The following is a 17,967-nucleotide window of genomic DNA, read 5'->3' on the forward strand; positions in this document are numbered from 1 at the left end:
GCTCGTCATACCTCACGTTGCCGATGGGTTGGTTGCGCGAAGTAGGTAGAGTATACGCCCCTTTTGTACGCGTTGCGGGGATGATGATGGTGAGCTTTCTTCCACTCATTATGGCAGAACAATGACGATAACTACTCAGGTTGCAGAGCAGCGTAAAGCGCTGGAGCTCGCGGTGGCTCAGGCGCTGGAACTGGCGCGTGCCGGTTCTGATGCGGCAGAAGTCGCGGTGACAAAAACGACAGGCATTAGCGTCAGTACCCGTTATGGTGACGTTGAAAATGTTGAATTCAATAGCGATGGTGCGCTGGGCATCACAGTTTATCATCAACAGCGTAAAGGCAGCGCATCGTCTACCGATCTCAGCCCGGATGCGATAGCGCGCACCGTACAAGCTGCGCTGGATATTGCGCGCTATACCTCTGTCGATCCGTTTGCTGGCCCGGCGGATCGGGATCTTCTGGCATTCGATGCACCGGATCTCGATCTGTTCCATCCGACCGAGCTGGATGCGGATCGCGGCATTGAATTAGCGGCTCGCGCAGAGCAGGCGGCGTTACAGGCTGATAAACGTATCACCAATACCGAAGGCGGCAGTTTTAATAGTCACTATGGCGTCAAGGTGTTCGGCAATAGTCACGGCCTGCTGAAAAGCTACTGCTCCAGCCGTCATTCCATGTCCAGTTGCGTGATTGCCGAAGTGAATGGCGATATGGAACGGGATTATGCCTATACCGTCGGCCGTGCGTTGGATGATTTGCGCAGCCCAGAGTGGGTGGGTGAAGAGTGCGCGCGCCGCACGTTATCCCGCCTGTCACCGCGCAAGCTACCAACCATTCAGGCACCGGTAATGTTTTCTGCGGAAGTGGCGACCGGCCTGTTTGGCCATCTGGTTGGCGCGATCAGCGGCGGTAGCGTTTATCGTAAATCGACCTTCCTGCTGGATAAGCTCGGTCAGCAGATTCTGCCAGAGTGGCTGACGATAGAGGAACAGCCGCACTTGCTTAAAGGGCTGGCTTCTACGCCGTTCGACAGCGAAGGTGTACGGACGCAGGCACGTGAAATTGTGAAAGCGGGCGTGCTGCAAACCTGGTTGCTGACGAGCTACTCCGCACGCAAGCTGGGGATGAAGAGCACCGGTCACGCGGGGGGGATTCATAACTGGCGGATTGCCGGACAGGGCCTGGACTTCAACGGCATGCTGAAACAGATGGGCAAAGGCCTGTTGGTGACCGAACTGATGGGGCAGGGCGTGAGTGGTGTGACGGGAGATTATTCCCGTGGGGCATCTGGCTTCTGGGTTGAAAACGGTGAAATTCAGTATCCAGTCAGTGAGATTACGATCGCGGGTAACCTGAAAGACATGCTGCGGAATATTGTGACGGTGGGGAACGATATCGAAACCCGGAGCAATATCCAGTGTGGTTCCGTGTTGCTGCCTGACATGAAGATTGCGGGCGCGTGATTACCGTTGATTAGAGAGAGTATTCACGCTCATTGCCGTTGTAAACGACTCGTCGTTCTCTTCTATGCGGTACTCCTCTGGGGGTACCGTGCTAACCTTCCTATTGCTCTCTTTCTTGCCTGATAACGCAGTGGTTTCACTGAGAATGCGCATACCGATATGCCGCTTTTGACGATAAATGCTGCGTACTGGTAAAAGTATTCTCTTTTTTATATGCCCTTGCTACTTTTACTTTGAGTCGTTTGATATTTGTTCTTATTTATTACGGTGCAAATAGCAACGTCGTCTTAGATTTTAACTGACTTATTTCATGTAATGACATCAGGAAAAACGGCCGTTGGGTGCTATCGCCGAAGCGCAAATTGTGCGATCGCATTGGTTGTCGGAACCGCATTAAGCATGATGCTGACGTGTTATTTTTTCATGGAGGAATTTTATGTCCGAGAGAATCGTTGTCCCTCAGCCGCCCGTTAAGCCGTTTATTGGTAATTTAACCGATATTGACCCTAATGATAGTCAGGGTAGTTTAACTAAGCTGGTTAATAAACACGGTCCTTTTTTTAAACTGAAAATACTTAAAGATACTTTCTACGTTGCCTCTTCCCAAGAACTTGTAGATGAACTGAGCGATGAGAGTCGTTTCGAGAAATGCCTTCATGGTGAGTTGATTGAGTCGCGCAATATTGGCGGGGATGGCTTATTTACCGCATATACTCATGAACCAAACTGGGGTAAAGCACACCGTATTCTAATGCCTGCGTTAGGCCCGATTGGCGTTCGTGGCATGTTCGATAAGATGCTGGACATCGCGGAACAAATGTTGCTGCGCTGGGAACGTTTCGGACCTGATATGGCGATTGATGTTGCCGATCAGATGACTCGGCTGACATTAGATACTATTGCGCTATGCGGGTTTGATTACCGTTTCAATAGTTTTACCGTGATGGTCAGCACCCGTTTGTTGATGCGATGGTGGCTTCACTACTTGAAACTGCCGCACGCTCAAGACGTCCTGCATTTCTCAATACTTTGTTGATATCCAGAGATCATCAATATCGAACTGATATTGATTTGATGCATTCGGTTGCTCGACAAGTCGTTTCTGAACGGAAGGCAGATCCGAAGGGAAATGAAAAAGATGACCTGTTGCACCGTATGCTTAACGGGATTGATCCGGTGACGGGGGAAAAACTTTCCGATGAAAACATCGCTTATCAGATGGTGACATTTCTGATTGCTGGGCATGAAACCACAAGCGGTATGTTGTCTTTTACGGTGTATTTGTTACTGACCAACCCAGATGTATTGAGAAAAGCGCGCTCCATCGTTGATGAGGTTATGGGCGATGAGACGCCCCGAATTGAGCACCTCACGCAATTGCGCTATTTGGAACAAGTGCTGATGGAAAGCTTGCGACTTTGGCCGACCGCAGGGGCTTTCGCTCTCAAACCCATAAAGGATACGTTACTTGCTGGTAAATATCCGCTTACACCACAGGATATTATTGTCGTGTTTGAACCTATGCTCCACCGCGACAAATCGGCATGGGGCGAAGATGCGGAAGTATTTAGGCCGGAACGTTTTTCGCTGGAAAATGCGGGTACGATTTTACCGAACTCGTGGAAACCGTTTGGTACAGGTGCTCGAGCCTGTATTGGTAGAACCTTTGCTATGCAGGAAGCGCAACTGGTTCTGGCAATGCTGCTACAGCGCTTTGACTTCGAACTCGCTGATGCCAACTATGAACTCAAACTGGTAGAAACGATAACCGTCAAACCCGCGAACCTGAAAATCCGAGCTCGGATTCGGCGACCATCGACTACGCTGACGCGCAGCGTGTCGGTTAATGTGCCCCGAGCCCCGACCACATCGTCTCCCATTCCCGAGAGTTCAACACTAGTGGGTAGTGATGCGACTCCTTTGTTGGTTCTTCACGCCGGCAATACCGGTTCTTCAGAGATGTTCGCTGTTCGTATCGCCGAAGATGCAAAGATATACGGTTTCGCACCGACACTTGCGTCACTGGACGAGTATGCTGAGAATTTGCCGCAAACTGGCGCACTGGTTGTGGTGACGGCGTCCTATGAAGGGCAACCACCAAATAATGCGCGCCGTTTTGTACCCTGGGTTGAGAATCTGGGGACTGGAGCGCTTGCGGGGTTGCAGTTCTGCGTTTTTGGTTGTGGCAACTTACAGTGGGCGCGCACTTATCAGGCGATCCCGAAACGGGTGGATGCTGCGCTTGAGAAGGCTGGAGCGCAACGTATCAAAGCGCGGGGCGAGGCCGATTCCGGTGGTGACTTCTTCGGTAGCTTCGACGACTGGTATGGCAACCTCTGGCCTACATTGACCACGGCATTTGGTAAACAGGCATTATCTGCTGACGAGGCGAATACGCTTGAATTGGAATTTGTCAAAGTCGGGCGTGAAAGTGTGCTGCAACAGGGCGATATGGTTCGTGGCATGATGACTGAAAACCGCGAACTTGTCGATATGACGTCTCCGTATGCGCGTTCAAAACGGCATATTGAAATCAGGTTGCCGGAAGGGATGACGTACAGAGCGGGTGATTACCTTGCGGTATTGCCACAAAATCCAGATGAGCAAGTAAACCGCGTATTGCGACGTTTCGGTCTGGCTTCAGATATGATGCTGGTTATCAACCGTGCGCCCGGCGGAACTGGGCTACCCGTTGGGCAAGCCATCAGTTGTGCTGAATTGCTGGGAAACTATGTTGAACTGTCTCAGCCAGCAACACGAGCACATGTTGCTGTTATGGCCGCAGCAACTCGTTGTCCGCCAGAAAAAGCTGAACTCGAAAGGCTAGCGACAGAACACTATGATAGTGAAGTTTTGGCGCAACGGTTTAGCGTTCTGGATTTACTGTACCGTTTTCAGTCTTGCCCAATTGACTTTGCAACCTATCTTAAAATGTTGCCACCGATGAAAACACGGCAATACTCGATTTCATCATCACCTTTGTGGAAGCCCGATCATGTGACGCTAACGATCGCGGTAGTTGATGCACCCGCATTGTCTGGTTTAGGCCGCCATCGTGGCGTCGCATCCTCGTACCTTGCCACATTATCTCCTAATGACAGTATTTCCGTTGCGGTGCGACCTTCCGGTTTCCATTTACCAGACGACCCTGCCACGCCGCTGATTTTGATCGCTGCGGGTTCTGGTGTAGCGCCATTCCGTGGTTTTTTACAGGAACGTGCACAGCAAAAAGCGGCAGGGATCCAAGTCGGTCCGACGTTGCTATTCCTGGGAGTTAATCATCCCGATGTCGATTATCTTTACCATGATGAGCTTGCCGACTGGGAGAAAAACAATATCGTGACGGTGCTCACTGCATTTTCCAGAAAACCTGACGGTGATATCAAGTATGTCCAGCATCGGGTCTGGGCTGAGAGGGAGCGGCTTAAAGCGCTCTTTTGCCAGGGGGCATCTATTTTCGTTTGCGGTGATGGTTTGCATATGGCTCCGGAAGTGAGGGCTGCATTGCTGGGAATCTATTGCGAAGAAACGGGGAGTACTGAGGCTGATGCTATTCTCTGGGCTGATAAGCTTGAACAAGAGCAGGGACGATATGCGGCTGATATATTCATATAATAGAGTAAAGCCAACATCGCGTTAACTCTCTGTTGGCTATGGGATATGGGATTGCCGGTGGCATTAAAAAAGCGTCTCTGCTATTTTTATTGCCCTGCAATCCCTCCAAATAATGTTGGTGTATTTAGCGGTGGTATTCGCCAGCGGCTTCAGGCTGATAGAGTAGTTCGAGCACTTCAATTCGCGTTTCTTCACCGTTTGGCAACTGCCAGGTGATCGAGTTTCCCACATGCATTCCCAATAGTGCCGCGCCCAGCGGAGCCATCACCGACAGCGGTTCTTGACTGTCCTTCACCGCGGCCGGATAAACCAGCGTACGGATGTGCTCTTCGTTGGTATTCAGATCGCGGAAACGCACCCGACTATTCATGGTGACGACATGTGAGGGAATCGATGCCGAAGGCAGAATGTCCGCCCGATCCAGTTCCTCATTCAACGCCTGTGCAATATCGCTGCCCGCAAAGGCGGGCTGCTCCAATAACATATCCAGACGTTCTGCATCCAATTCACTGATTGTCAGGTTAGGTTTCGTCATACTCCTCTCCAGTTGGTATTTTCAGATGATATAAAAATAACCCCCGCGCCCAAAGGAGCAGGGGTATAAGAAAATATTATGATTTATGCAGGTAGATAGTAGGAGGTTCGGGAGGGAAAGTGAAGCGATCCGCTAAGGAAATCGCTAGTCTTCGTCGAACCCGGCTTCAAACAGCCCGATGACGGCGGCAAGCGCTTGAACTTCATCCGGACCAGTGGCTTCGACCTCGATGAGCCGTCCTTTGGCGGAGTCCAGCATCAGCATGGCAATCACGCTGCTGGCTTCGGCTTCGGTGCCGCTGTCATTGCGCAGCATTACCTCTGCATCAAAGCTCTGCACCAGCTCGAACAACTTCATCGCTGGGCGAGCGTGCATGCCCAGCTTGTTTTTGATTTCAACCGTTTGCCGGACTGTCATGGGTTACCTGGCTGTACTGGTTTGCCAACGATTACGAGGGTTTACGCTTTTCCAGCGTACGGTGGCGCGACTGGACGTTCTTACCGCGTGAGCGGAAGTAGTCTGCCAACTGCTCGGCGACGTAGACGGAACGGTGTTTACCGCCGGTACAGCCAATGGCGACAGTCAGATAACTGCGGTTATTGGTTTCCAGCATCGGCAGCCACAGTTCCAGATAGCTGCGGGTCTGGTAGATGAAATTGTGAACTTCGGTATGCCTGTCGAGGAAGGACGCAACGGGCTTATCCAGACCGGTCATCGGGCGCAGTTTCGGATCCCAGTGCGGGTTCGGCAAGAAACGCACGTCAAAGACGTAATCCGCATCGATGGGGATACCGTGCTTGAAACCGAATGACTCGAACACCATCGTAAGCTCACGTTCCCGCTTGCCGAGCAGGCGGGTACGCAGCATCTCAGCCAGTTCATGTACCGACATCTCGGAGGTGTCGATAATCAGATCGGCGCGTGAACGTAGCGGCTCCAGCAGATCGCTTTCTTCATCAATGGCGCTTTCCAGCGACAGATTCTTACTGGAGAGCGGATGCAGGCGACGGGTATCGCTGTAGCGACGGATTAATGTATTGCGATCGGCATCCAGAAATAGCAATTGAGGCGAGAAGCTTGGCGGCAGTTGCTCCATGGCATGCTCGAAGATCTCTGGCGATTCCGGCATATTGCGCACGTCAATACTGACTGCTGCGGAAATGTTACGTGCCGCAAGCGTATTAGCCAGCTCTGGCAGTAGAACCACAGGCAGGTTATCTACGCAGTAGAACCCCATATCTTCCAGTGCGCGCAGGGCGACAGATTTCCCTGAACCTGAGCGACCACTGACAATCATCAGCACCATCTGACGACTCCCCTCTGGCAACGTGATGGCGAATTCTCATTGCCACTGTTTTTATAAAAAAGTGATGTATAGCTAGAAAAATGACGGCTTCGCGTAGGGATTGCAAGCATTCTCTGAACCCAACGCGGATCGCCCGTCATCGTGAGCATGACGATCGACCGGCTTAACCGGCTTCCGTCATAATCTGGTACAGCTCTTCATCGCTTTGCACCGCACGCAGGCGTCGGCAAACCGTTTTATCCGCCAGCCGCTTGGCAACAAGCGACAGGGTATGCAAATGGGTTTTACATTGTTCCGCCGGAACCAGCAAGGCAAAAAGCAGATCAACAGCCTGATTATCAATGGCATCGAAAGCGATCGGTTGCTCTAACTGGATGAAAACACCGATGGCACCCAGCGCATTATCGTCTTCCAGCTTGCCGTGAGGAATGGCAATGCCGCCGCCGATTCCCGTGCTGCCCATCCGTTCCCGAGTCAGGATGGCATCAAAGATAATCTGCGAAGGAATGTTAAGCTGCCTGGCGGCCAGCTCACTGATAATTTCCAATGCCCGCTTCTTACTCTGGCAGTGGACAGTGCTTCGGGTGCACTCAGGACGTAATACGCTACTGAGTTGCAATACGGGATCGTGGCTCATTTTATTTTCACTTAATGACGCTTTCACTTCTGGTGATCCCGGCCCATCTGATGGATGGGCCGAGCTTGTTCCTTTGCCAAACGGCAAAGGAGAAAATTAGTGCTGCTTGAGTTTATCTTTATGCTTATTGAGCTGTCTTGCCAGCTTATCAATCAATAAATCTATCGCGGCGTACATATCTTCCGCTTCTGAGGTTGCATGCAGCTCGCCACCGTTCACGTGGAGCGTGGCCTCGGCAATTTGCTGAACTTTTTCCACTCTCAATACCACATTGACCTGATTAATCCGGTCAAAATACTGCTCTAACTTGGCAAACTTGCCATTCACAAAATCACGCAGCGGTTCAGTGATCTCGATGTGGTGTCCGGTAATGTTGAGCTGCATAGTGTCTTCCTTCTCTGTTGAGATCAAATCAGTTGTTTACGCTGATTTGATGGTGGGATAGATAAAGACTCTCGGTATTTTGCCACGGTACGGCGCGCCACGATGATGCCCTGATCGGAGAGCAGCGCCGTCAGCTTGCTGTCGCTTAGTGGTTTGACGGGGTTTTCCGCCGCAATCAGCTTCTTCACCAGCGCGCGAATTGCCGTTGACGAGGCTTCTCCGCCGCTGTCGGTATTCACATGGCTGGAGAAGAAATATTTTAGTTCAAAAATGCCGCGTGGACTGTGCAGGAACTTCTGCGTCGTCACGCGTGAGATGGTGGATTCATGCATATCCACCGCCTGGGCGATATCTGCCAGTACCATGGGTTTCATGAATTCTTCACCCTGCTCGAAGAAATCCTGCTGCTGCTCGACGATGCAGCGGGTCACTTTCAGCAGCGTGTCGTTACGACTTTCCAGGCTTTTGATGAGCCAGCGCGCCTCTTGCAGATTACTGCGGATAAATTGCCCGTCGCTGTCGTTGCGTGCGCTGTTGCCCAGTGCCGCGTACTGCTGGTTAATCTGTAGGCGGGGAATGCTGTCGGTATTGAGTTCTACGGCCCAAATGCCCTGGACTTTGCGCACCAGCACGTCAGGGATCACGTATTCAGATTCGCCAGTGTTGATCGACTGCCCCGGCCGTGGATCGAGTGACTGGATCAGCGCCAGCGCTTCTTTCAGCACGTCTTCTTTCAGACGCGTGATGCGGATCAGGCTACGGAAATCATGGTTGGCTAACAGATCGAGATGATCGCTGACGATCAGGCGGGCTTCGGCCAGACGCGGCGTGCTGTCAGCAAACTGGGAAAGCTGCACCAGCAGGCAATCGCGCAGATCGCGAGCGGCGACGCCAACAGGATCAAAGCGTTGCACGCGTTTGAGTACGGCTTCGACTTCTTCCAACGTCACATCGTCGTCGCCGATGCTGTCAAGAATGTCCTCCAGCGGTACGGTCAGGTAGCCTGTGTTGTCCACGGCATCAACGATAGAGGTCGCGATAGCGGCGTCGGTGTCGGAAAACGGTGTGAGTTCGACCTGCCACATCAGGTAATCCTGAAGCGTTTGCGTGGTTTCGCCTTGGTAAATTGGCAGTTCTTCATCGCGATAGTCGGTGCCGGTGCCTGACGGTGTGCCTGCGGAGTAAATCTCATCCCAGGTGGCGTCTAGCGGCAATTCTTCCGGCATGTCCTTCTGTTCCAGAGCTTCACCGGTATCCAGTGAATCGCTGTCTGCCTTTTCAAATGACTCGATTTCGTCGTGCTGATCCGTTTGTTCGAGCAACGGATTGCTTTCCAGTGCCTGCTGAATTTCCTGTTGCAATTCAAGCGTGGACAGTTGCAACAGGCGGATGGCCTGTTGGAGCTGTGGGGTCATGGCCAGTTGCTGGCTAAGCCTGAGTTGCAAACCTTGCTTCATAAATCGCGCTAACGTCCCATAAGTGCTGCAAAGAGAAAATAGTACCCTATCAGAGTCGGAAGCCTTCGCCCAGATAGACGCGCTTCACTTGTTCGTCGGCCAGAATATCGGTCGGTGAACCGTGGGCGATCAGGTTGCCTTGACTCACGATATAGGCTCGTTCACAGACATCGAGCGTTTCGCGGACGTTATGATCGGTAATCAACACGCCAAGTCCGCTGTCACGCAGATGTTCAATGATTTTTTTAATATCTAGTACGGAGATCGGGTCTACGCCCGCAAACGGTTCATCCAACAGGATGAACTTCGGCTTTGCCGCCAGCGCACGCGCAATCTCTACGCGGCGTCTTTCCCCACCGGACAGCGATTGTCCCAGACTATCGCGCAAATGAATAATATGGAATTCTTCCATTAGCTCATTGGCACGATCTTCCTGCTGCTCGGTCGTCAGATCTTTGCGGATCTGTAACACCGCCATCAGGTTGTCATAGACGCTTAAGCGACGAAAAATAGAGGCTTCCTGCGGCAGGTAGCCGATGCCGCGCAGTGCGCGTTCGTGCAGGGGAAGCAGGCTGATGTCGTCGTTGTCGATGACAATACGCCCTTCATCACGTGGGACGATACCCACGACCATGTAGAACGTTGTCGTTTTACCAGCACCGTTCGGCCCGAGCAGGCCGACGATTTCACCGGAATTGACGGTGAGGCTGACGTTTTCGACGACCTTACGGCCTTTGTACGCCTTAGCCAGATTTTCTGCAGTTAATGTTGCCATAACTTATTCAGTGACCCGTGGTTGCGGTTGTTGAGAACGAGAAGGTTGGTTCTTGTTCTCTTTCTCCTGAAGCTGAGAGGGGACCAACACCGTCGTCACGCGCTTTCCTTTTTCGCTGGTCGCTTCCATCTGCTGCTGTTTCACCAGATAGGTGATGCGATCGCCTTTTACATTGCTATCCTGCTGTTCCAGATAGGCATTGCCTGTCAGCACCAGAAAGTCTTTGGCCAGTTCGTAGCGGATTTTCTGCGCGTGGCCTTTAACCGGTTTGCCGTTGTCCTGCATCTGGTAGAACGTCACGGGGTTACCGTAGCCTTCCACCACTTCACTGCCTTGCGTGCCCTGTGGGCGCGTCACGACGACCTTGTCGGCTTTTACTTCAATCGTCCCTTGCTTCACGACAACATTACCGGTGAACGTCACCGTGTTGCCCTGCATGTCCAGAGACTGCTGCGCGGAATCAATGCGAATCGGTTGGTTGCTATCGCCAGTGACGGCAAAGGCGGAAACGCTGACGGCGAACAGCGAGCTGGCGATCAGGGTGTTACGCATCAGATTATTGGTTTTGGATTTCATAAGAGGTTTTTACCTTTTCGATCAACTCGGCCGTTTTGTTACGCAGATTTCCGCGCATTTTCATTCCGCTTGAGGTAAAGCTGGTGCCGTACAGGGTGACTTCATCATCGGAGGAAACGTCCTGCGTCACCAGATTCACCTGGGCATTATTCGTTGTGATGCGCTGAAGCTGTGCGTCTTTCGTCAGGCTATTCACCTCGACGTGGCCGTACAGATAGAGCATCTTGTCTTTTGTCAGCTTGGCGCGGTCGGCGCGGACTGACCAGGTTGCCGTCCCCTGTTCGTTGAACAGGGTGGCAACGGGGGCGGTAAACCAACTCAACTGCTCGTCGTTGAAATACTCCGCTTTTTCCGAAATCAGTCGGTAACTCAGCTTACCCGCAGGGCTGTATACCTGCGTGTTGGTCTTTTCGCTGGTATAAACCGGCACGGCAGGGTCGTTTGCATCCGGTGCCGCTACCGTGTCGTCATCCGCAATATTCCAGCCGATGAGGATAAGCACCAACAGAGCCAGAAAAGCGGTGAGCCAACGCTTGGTTTTACTCATATTGACAACCCTTTGGCATGCTCCAGCTTGTCCTGCGAGAACAGAATCAAATCACACAGCTCACGTACTGCGCCACGCCCGCCCGCAAGGCGAGTGACATAATCTGCGCGTGGTAACAACAACGGGTGAGCGTCAGCCACGGCAACGCTCAACCCGACCTTTGCCATCACTGGCCAGTCGATCATATCGTCGCCGATATACGCGACCTGATTTGCCGTTACTGATAGTTTATCCAACAGATCGTTGAAGGCCAAAACCTTATCCGATTGCCCCTGATAAAGATGGTTAATGCCCAGTGTTTTACACCGATCTTCCAGTAATTTTGCTGAGCGTCCGGTGATAATGGCAACCTCAATGTCAGACGTCAGTAAGCAGCGAATGCCATAGCCGTCGCGGACGTTAAAGGCTTTCAGCTCTTCGCCGTGGTTGCCCATGTAAATCAGACCATCGGACATCACGCCGTCAACGTCGCAGATTAACAGGCGAACTTCACGGGCTTTATCCAGTACCTGTTGATCGACAGGCCCATAGCAGGTATCGGTTTGCGCCCTGACTTCACTCATTCACAATTATCCTTTCTTTTTAAACCACACCCGCTCGCAACATATCGTGCATATGGATAATACCGACCAGACGATCGTTTTCTGCCACCAGCAACGAGGTGATGTGACGCGACTGCATCAGGTTAAGTGCATCCACCGCCAGCGTTTGCGGTGCGACCCGGATGCCGCCCGCGGTCATCACATCAGCAATGCGCGCGCTGTTCAAGTCAATATTCATGTCGAAGATGCGGCGCAGGTCACCATCGGTAAAGATGCCCTGAATTTTCATATCCGCTTCGCAGATTACCGTCATACCCAGATTTTTGCGCGTAATTTCCACCAGCGCATCACGCAGTGAAGCATCGTGTGGGACATGCGGGATCTCATCGCCTGAATGCATGATATCGCTGACGCGCAGTAAAAGTTTGCGGCCGAGTGCGCCACCAGGGTGAGAAAGGGCGAAATCTTCGGCGGTAAAGCCACGCGCCTGTAGCAAAGCCACGGCCAGCGCGTCTCCCATGACCAGCGTCGCCGTGGTGCTGGTAGTGGGGGCGAGACCAAGCGGGCAGGCTTCCTGCGGGACGTGGACGCACAGGTGAATGTCCGCCGCTTTACCCATCGTACTTTCCGGCGCGCTGGTCATACAGATCAGGAATACTTTCTGGCGTTTCAGGACGGGGATCAGCGACAGAATTTCATGGGACTCGCCGGAGTTGGAAATGGCGATCACGATATCGTGTGGCGTCACCATACCGAGGTCGCCGTGGCTGGCTTCGCCCGGATGAACAAAAAAAGCAGGCGTACCGGTACTGGCGAAGGTTGCGGCCATCTTGCAGCCAATGTGACCGGATTTGCCCATTCCCATCACCACGACTTTGCCCTGGCAATGGAATATTTTTTTACAGGCGAGGGTAAAATTGTCATCAATGTACTGGTCTAATTGCGCAAGCCCATCGCGTTCGATACTCAGTACCTGCTTGCCCGCCTGCTGAAAGTCGAAATCGGCCGGTAGTTCGTGAGCCTGCTGTAGCCTATGGCCAGCTTGCGAGCCATGATCGGCCTGTCGTGTATGATCGGCTTGTTGTGCATGGTCGGATAGTGCACGGTCAGACAGCTGTTTTAGACGAGCATCTTGTTCAAACTGTGACATACCAATAGTCCTGATTATGATGAAAAACAGAGCGTCTCTATGAAAAACAAAACAGGGCCGTCAGATAGGCGATAAACGCGCAGCATAATAATGCGCCTGCGCCTTGTCCTATACGGCGTTTTTTACTGAGGCACAGTGCGGTTAACAGCACGCTCGCCGCCAGCATGACCCAATAGTCACGTTGAAAAACCTGAGGATTCAGCGCGCCCGGCGAGAGCAGGGCGGGAACGCCCAAAACAATCGCGATATTAAAAATGTTCGAGCCAATCAGGTTGCCCAGCGCAATATCATCTTCTTTCTTCAACGTCCCGACGATGGCGGTCGCCAGTTCAGGCAGGCTAGTACCGATCGCCAATATCGTTAGCCCGATGGTCAATTCACTGACGTCGAAGTAGCGTGCAATGACGGTGGCGTTGTCCACCACCATGCGGGCAGCCATAGGTAAAATAATCAGGCCGAGAATCAGCCACAACACGGCCACCATCTGATTGCTGTCGTCCTGCGGAAGTTCCGCCAGCTGTTCGCGGGTCAGGCTATCGCCACCTTCTCGCTGTGCCTGCTGCGCCATACGCAGTATCAACACCAGACACAGAACGGCAGCGAAGAGCAGCATCATGCCGTCTGCGCGGCTCAGGTAGCTATCATGCAGTAAAACGCCACACAATAAAGTGACGGACAACATGAGCGGCAATTCCCGGCGCAGGATGGCTGACTGTACCGTCAGCGGCCGGATAAGCGCTGCGCTGCCGAGAATGAGTAAGATATTGGCGATATTAGAGCCGATAACATTACCGACGGCCATATCGTTCTGATTGTTTAAGGCGGCGGTAACGGAAACAATCAGCTCCGGGAGAGAGGTGCCGAAGCCGACAATGGTGATGCCGATGACGAAAGGAGGTAAGCCAAGAGAACGCGCAAGCACGGCAGCGCCATAGACAAGACGATCGGCACCGTAAACCAGTAGTAGCAAACCAACGAACAAGAGTAGTGTTGCAAAGAGCATGCAGCGTCCTTTAATAGGATATATACCCGTCATACTTCAAACCGCATGTGTGTTGGCTGCGTTTACTCATCTGAATCAATTACTTGAGTAAGCTCATCGGGATTCCCCCGCTTGCCGCCTTCCTGCAACTCGAATTATTTAGTGTATAATCACCGGCTTGTTGTCGAATAAGTCAGCATTTCTGGACGATTTTCGCACAAAAAGCATTTTTCTGTGATGAGTGCTAATTCTGACGGTGCCAGGCGAAAAAGTAAAACCTGTCGCGATAAGTAAAACCCGATAACGGCTTATGCCGCCATTTTGGACAAGAACTGACGGTAAGTTTTTGTAAAACTCGCACCTTGATGAAAGTCAGCCGTTAGGCTGGAGTGAAAGACGCTACATAAACGTACTGGCTGGCGTACTGATTGGTAAGGAATGGAAATAATGCACCATGAGGCAACTAATCTGGTTGAGATCCGTGGTCTGAGCTTTCGTCGCGGGGAGCGAGAGATCTTTACGGACATCACGCTGAATGTTCCTAAAGGCAAGGTCACCGCGATCATGGGGCCTTCCGGTATCGGTAAAACTACGCTGTTGCGCCTGATTGGCGGGCAGCTACAGCCGGACAGTGGCGAGATCTGGTTTGATGGCGAGAATATCCCCACGCTGTCGCGTAGCGAACTGTACAACGCGCGCAAGAAAATGAGCATGTTGTTTCAGTCCGGGGCGTTATTCACCGATTTGAACGTGTTTGATAATGTCGCCTGGCCGCTGCGTGAACATACTAAACTGCCGGAATCGCTGCTGCGTAGCATTGTGATGATGAAGCTAGAGGCGGTGGGGCTGCGTGGTGCGTCAGAACTGATGCCTGCGGAACTGTCCGGCGGTATGGCGCGGCGCGCGGCGTTGGCGAGAGCCATTGCGCTTGACCCGCAGTTGATTATGTTTGATGAGCCTTTTGTCGGGCAGGATCCGATCACGCTGGGGACGCTGGTGAAGCTCATTGATGAGTTGAACCATGCGTTGGGTGTGACCTGCATTGTCGTTTCTCACGATGTGCCAGAAGTGATGAGCATCGCCGATTACGCCTATATCGTGGCTGACAAACGCGTGGTGGCAGAAGGGACGGCGGATGAACTGAGAGCGAACACTGACCCGCAGGTTCGTCAGTTTCTGGACGGTATCGCCGACGGGCCAGTGCCTTTCCGTTTTCCGGCGGGCGACTATAAAACGTCACTGCTAGGCTCAGGAGGTTAACGCAGTCATGTTATTACGGACGTTGGCGTCGTTTGGGCGTCAAGGCATCGCTACCAGTGCCGCGTTTGGGCGCGCCGGATTGATGCTGTTTAATGCGCTGGTGGGGAAACCCGAATTCAGAAAACAGTGGCCGCTGTTGGTGAAACAGCTTTACAGCGTTGGCGTGCAGTCGCTGCTGATCATCATGGTTTCCGGCCTGTTCATCGGCATGGTTCTGGGGTTGCAGGGCTTTATCATTCTGACGACTTACAGCGCCGAGGCCAGTCTGGGCATGATGGTGGCGCTGTCGCTGCTGCGTGAGCTTGGTCCGGTAGTGACGGCGCTGCTGTTCGCCGGGCGTGCAGGTTCCGCGCTGACGGCAGAAATCGGGCTAATGAAGGCAACGGAACAGCTCTCCAGCATGGAGATGATGGCGGTCGACCCGCTGCGTCGCGTTGTTGCACCGCGCTTTTGGGCTGGGCTAATCAGCATGCCGCTGCTGGCAATCATTTTTGTCGCCGTGGGGATCTGGGGAGGCGGGTTAGTCGGTGTGGACTGGAAAGGCATCGACAGCGGGTTCTTCTGGTCCGCCATGCAGGGTGCGGTTGACTGGCGTCAGGATGTCTTGAACTGCGTGATTAAAAGTGTCGTATTTGCGATTACCGTGACCTGGATTGCACTGTTTAACGGCTATGACGCGATCCCGACGTCTGAAGGGATTAGCCGTGCAACGACGCGAACCGTCGTGCACTCGTCGTTAGCGGTATTGGGATTGGATTTTGTGCTGACAGCACTGATGTTTGGGAACTGAGTCGATGCAAACAAAGAAAACTGAAGTCTGGGTTGGTGTGTTTATGTTGATCGCGCTGGCTGCCATCCTTTTTTTATGCCTGAAAGTGGCCGATCTCAAGTCGATCGGGAGTGAGCCGACGTATCGTCTGTACGCGACGTTTGACAACATTGGCGGGCTGAAAGCGCGTTCTCCGATCCGAATTGGCGGCGTGGTCATTGGTCGCGTGGCAGATATTTCGCTGGACGAGAAAACCTACCTGCCGCGCGTGGCGATGGATATTCAGCAGCGCTACGATCATATTCCTGATACCAGTTCTCTGGCCATTCGTACGTCTGGTTTGCTGGGCGAACAGTATCTGGCACTGAACATTGGGTTTGAAGATGAAGAAATGGGCACGACTATCCTGAAGGATGGCGGTGTGATTCAGGACACCAAGTCAGCGATGGTGCTTGAAGATCTCATCGGTCAATTCCTATATAAGAGCGGCAGCAATAGCGAAGATAATGCCGGTCAATCAGGTACGGAGCAGGGTGCCAATCCTGCGGCAACCCCAGAGCACAACAACGAACCTGTTCCTTCACATCCATAATTAAGAGGATACCTGCATGTTTAAACGTTTACTGATGGTGGCTTTACTGGTGGTCGCGCCATTAGCCAACGCGGCGGACCAAACGAATCCCTACAGTCTAATGAATGAAGCGGCGGAAAAAACGTTTAACCGCTTGAAGAACGAACAGCCAAAGATCAAACAAAATCCTGACTATCTGCGTACTATCGTACGTGAAGAGCTGCTGCCGTATGTTCAGGTGAGATACGCCGGTGCGTTGGTGCTGGGTCGTTACTACAAAGACGCGACACCGGCTCAGCGTGACGCCTATTTCAAAGCGTTTGAAGCCTATTTGGAACAGGCCTACGGGCAGGCTTTGGCGATGTATAACGGGCAAACCTATCAAATTGTGTCGGGACAGCCGCTGGGCAATGCCGATATCGTATCCATTCGCGTGAGCATCATTGATAACAGTGGCCGTCCTCCGGTACGTCTGGACTTCCAATGGCGTAAGAACAGCCAAACCGGTCACTGGCAGGCGTTCGACATGATTGCTGAAGGTGTCAGTATGATCACCACTAAACAGAACGAGTGGGCGGCAGTCCTGCGTCAGAAAGGCGTTGATGGCCTGACTCAACAGCTGGAATCTTCAGCGAAGCAGACCATCACGCTGGATCAGAAAAAGTAATTTGGGTGTGAACATGGTGAACGCATTGAACTGGCAAGCGCAGGACTCCACGCTGGCGTTAACGGGCGATCTGGATCGTGAAACGCTGTTACCCTTCTGGCAACAGCATGAAGCGTTGCTCGTGGGTAAAACCGCGCTGGATGTGTCGGGGCTAAACCGCGTTGATTCTGCCGGGTTGGCCTTGCTGATCCACGTTTATCAGCAGCCGTCGTCAGGCGATAAGATAACGATTGTCGGTGCCAGCGATCGGCTAAAAACGCTCATTGCGCTCTATAATCTGAATGAAATCATCCCTGTGTCTTGAGCTGTCGCGCCAATGCCTGATTTCCCCTTCAGGCATTGGCGCATTCTTTGTTTAAGATAGCGCCATATTCATCTAAGATACCTCCCTGTAAATCATCTCCCCCTGACATAGAAATCGAGAGCGATGGAAAATAACGAAATTAAAGACGTGCTGATGAACGCATTAGCACTGGAAGAAGCCCATGTTTCTGGTGATGGCAGCCATTTTCAGGTCATCGCGGTGGGTGGACTTTTTGCTGGAATGAGCCGAGTCAAAAAACAGCAGGCCGTTTATGCGCCGCTGATGGAGTACATCGCGGATAATCGTATTCACGCACTGTCGATCAAGGCCTATACGCCGGAAGAGTGGCAGCGCGACCGTAAACTGAACGGCTTCTAAATACGCTCCGTGTGTGAGCGGAGAGTCATCGCCAGCATCAGTGTGATGAA

The 17,967-nt window shown here is 52.4% G+C and carries 21 protein-coding genes; 9 read left to right on the forward strand and 12 right to left on the reverse strand.

All coding sequences use genetic code 11. From position 1 onward, the window contains the following. Positions 1–121 precede the first annotated feature (121 nt). From pmbA to NAL19_RS01395, 3 genes are all read left to right on the forward strand, one after another. On the forward strand, positions 122–1,462 hold the full coding sequence (gene pmbA, locus NAL19_RS01385) for a metalloprotease PmbA (RefSeq protein ID WP_263058544.1): 1,341 nt from the start codon (positions 122–124) through the stop codon (positions 1,460–1,462). Positions 1,463–1,898: 436 nt separating this feature from the next. After that, the gene (locus NAL19_RS01390) at positions 1,899–2,498 is read left to right on the forward strand and encodes a cytochrome P450 (protein ID WP_263058545.1); all 600 of its coding nucleotides are present in this window, start codon (positions 1,899–1,901) and stop codon (positions 2,496–2,498) included. Further along, a complete protein-coding gene (locus NAL19_RS01395; RefSeq protein WP_263058546.1) occupies positions 2,432–5,077 on the forward strand; it encodes a cytochrome P450 in 2,646 nt (881 codons plus the stop codon). Before NAL19_RS01390 ends, NAL19_RS01395 begins: the two co-directional genes overlap by 67 nt. A 124-nt stretch (positions 5,078–5,201) precedes the next feature. Here the strand turns inward: NAL19_RS01395 and rnk are convergent, their stop codons facing one another. The 12 genes from rnk to NAL19_RS01455 form a co-directional block, all read right to left on the reverse strand. After that, on the reverse strand, positions 5,202–5,612 hold the full coding sequence (gene rnk / locus NAL19_RS01400) for a nucleoside diphosphate kinase regulator (RefSeq protein WP_225086570.1): 411 nt from the start codon (positions 5,610–5,612) through the stop codon (positions 5,202–5,204). A 144-nt stretch (positions 5,613–5,756) separates the two neighbouring features. After that, the gene (gene npr / locus NAL19_RS01405) at positions 5,757–6,029 is read right to left on the reverse strand and encodes a PTS phosphocarrier protein NPr (protein ID WP_225086571.1); all 273 of its coding nucleotides are present in this window, start codon (positions 6,027–6,029) and stop codon (positions 5,757–5,759) included. A gap of 31 nt (positions 6,030–6,060) precedes the next feature. Then, positions 6,061–6,918: an RNase adapter RapZ gene (gene rapZ / locus NAL19_RS01410; RefSeq protein WP_010296630.1), complete on the reverse strand. Its 858-nt coding sequence runs from the start codon at positions 6,916–6,918 to the stop codon at positions 6,061–6,063. Between the two features lie 163 nt (positions 6,919–7,081). Beyond that, complete coding sequence (ptsN, locus tag NAL19_RS01415) at positions 7,082–7,555, reverse strand: PTS IIA-like nitrogen regulatory protein PtsN (RefSeq protein WP_263058547.1); 474 nt, start codon at positions 7,553–7,555, stop codon at positions 7,082–7,084. Between the two features lie 96 nt (positions 7,556–7,651). Then, positions 7,652–7,939, reverse strand: a complete 288-nt coding sequence (gene hpf / locus NAL19_RS01420) for a ribosome hibernation promoting factor (protein WP_011091920.1) — start codon at positions 7,937–7,939, stop codon at positions 7,652–7,654. Between the two features lie 23 nt (positions 7,940–7,962). Continuing rightward, positions 7,963–9,396 carry an RNA polymerase factor sigma-54 gene (gene rpoN / locus NAL19_RS01425; protein WP_225086574.1) on the reverse strand — a complete coding sequence of 478 codons (1,434 nt, stop codon included), beginning with the start codon at positions 9,394–9,396 and terminating at the stop codon, positions 7,963–7,965. 49 nt (positions 9,397–9,445) lie between these two features. Then, positions 9,446–10,171 carry an LPS export ABC transporter ATP-binding protein gene (gene lptB / locus NAL19_RS01430; protein ID WP_225086575.1) on the reverse strand — a complete coding sequence of 242 codons (726 nt, stop codon included), beginning with the start codon at positions 10,169–10,171 and terminating at the stop codon, positions 9,446–9,448. Between the two features lie 3 nt (positions 10,172–10,174). Beyond that, entirely contained in the window at positions 10,175–10,747 is a 573-nt protein-coding gene (gene lptA / locus NAL19_RS01435; protein WP_263058548.1) for a lipopolysaccharide ABC transporter substrate-binding protein LptA, read from the reverse strand. After that, on the reverse strand, positions 10,728–11,294 hold the full coding sequence (lptC, locus tag NAL19_RS01440; RefSeq protein WP_012772998.1) for an LPS export ABC transporter periplasmic protein LptC: 567 nt from the start codon (positions 11,292–11,294) through the stop codon (positions 10,728–10,730). Before lptC ends, lptA begins: the two co-directional genes overlap by 20 nt. Then, positions 11,291–11,857, reverse strand: coding sequence for a 3-deoxy-manno-octulosonate-8-phosphatase KdsC (kdsC, locus tag NAL19_RS01445; protein ID WP_225086578.1), 567 nt, complete (start codon positions 11,855–11,857; stop codon positions 11,291–11,293). The genes lptC and kdsC overlap by 4 nt, the downstream gene beginning before the upstream one ends. 19 nt (positions 11,858–11,876) lie before the next feature. After that, positions 11,877–12,986 (reverse strand): arabinose-5-phosphate isomerase KdsD, encoded by a 1,110-nt coding sequence (kdsD, locus tag NAL19_RS01450; protein ID WP_263058549.1) that lies wholly within the window; start codon positions 12,984–12,986, stop codon positions 11,877–11,879. A 37-nt stretch (positions 12,987–13,023) separates the two neighbouring features. Further along, complete coding sequence (locus NAL19_RS01455) at positions 13,024–13,989, reverse strand: calcium/sodium antiporter (protein ID WP_225086580.1); 966 nt, start codon at positions 13,987–13,989, stop codon at positions 13,024–13,026. A 426-nt stretch (positions 13,990–14,415) separates the two neighbouring features. Between NAL19_RS01455 and mlaF the strand changes: the two genes are divergently transcribed. The 6 genes from mlaF to ibaG all read left to right on the forward strand — a co-directional run bounded on the left by mlaF (position 14,416) and on the right by ibaG (position 17,917). After that, a complete protein-coding gene (mlaF, locus tag NAL19_RS01460; RefSeq protein ID WP_225086581.1) occupies positions 14,416–15,228 on the forward strand; it encodes a phospholipid ABC transporter ATP-binding protein MlaF in 813 nt (270 codons plus the stop codon). Positions 15,229–15,235: 7 nt separating this feature from the next. Continuing rightward, the gene (gene mlaE, locus NAL19_RS01465; protein ID WP_225086582.1) at positions 15,236–16,018 is read left to right on the forward strand and encodes a lipid asymmetry maintenance ABC transporter permease subunit MlaE; all 783 of its coding nucleotides are present in this window, start codon (positions 15,236–15,238) and stop codon (positions 16,016–16,018) included. A gap of 4 nt (positions 16,019–16,022) precedes the next feature. Continuing rightward, positions 16,023–16,589 carry an outer membrane lipid asymmetry maintenance protein MlaD gene (gene mlaD / locus NAL19_RS01470; protein ID WP_263058550.1) on the forward strand — a complete coding sequence of 189 codons (567 nt, stop codon included), beginning with the start codon at positions 16,023–16,025 and terminating at the stop codon, positions 16,587–16,589. Positions 16,590–16,605: 16 nt separating this feature from the next. Then, positions 16,606–17,235, forward strand: coding sequence for a phospholipid-binding protein MlaC (gene mlaC, locus NAL19_RS01475; protein WP_263058551.1), 630 nt, complete (start codon positions 16,606–16,608; stop codon positions 17,233–17,235). A gap of 13 nt (positions 17,236–17,248) precedes the next feature. After that, positions 17,249–17,539 carry a lipid asymmetry maintenance protein MlaB gene (mlaB, locus tag NAL19_RS01480; RefSeq protein WP_263058552.1) on the forward strand — a complete coding sequence of 97 codons (291 nt, stop codon included), beginning with the start codon at positions 17,249–17,251 and terminating at the stop codon, positions 17,537–17,539. 123 nt (positions 17,540–17,662) lie between these two features. After that, the gene (gene ibaG, locus NAL19_RS01485) at positions 17,663–17,917 is read left to right on the forward strand and encodes a BolA family iron metabolism protein IbaG (protein ID WP_039304057.1); all 255 of its coding nucleotides are present in this window, start codon (positions 17,663–17,665) and stop codon (positions 17,915–17,917) included. Positions 17,918–17,967: the final 50 nt, after the last annotated feature.

It is taken from the genome of Pectobacterium sp. F1-1 (genome assembly GCF_025643735.1).
In the GTDB taxonomy this organism is placed as follows: domain Bacteria; phylum Pseudomonadota; class Gammaproteobacteria; order Enterobacterales; family Enterobacteriaceae; genus Pectobacterium; species Pectobacterium colocasium.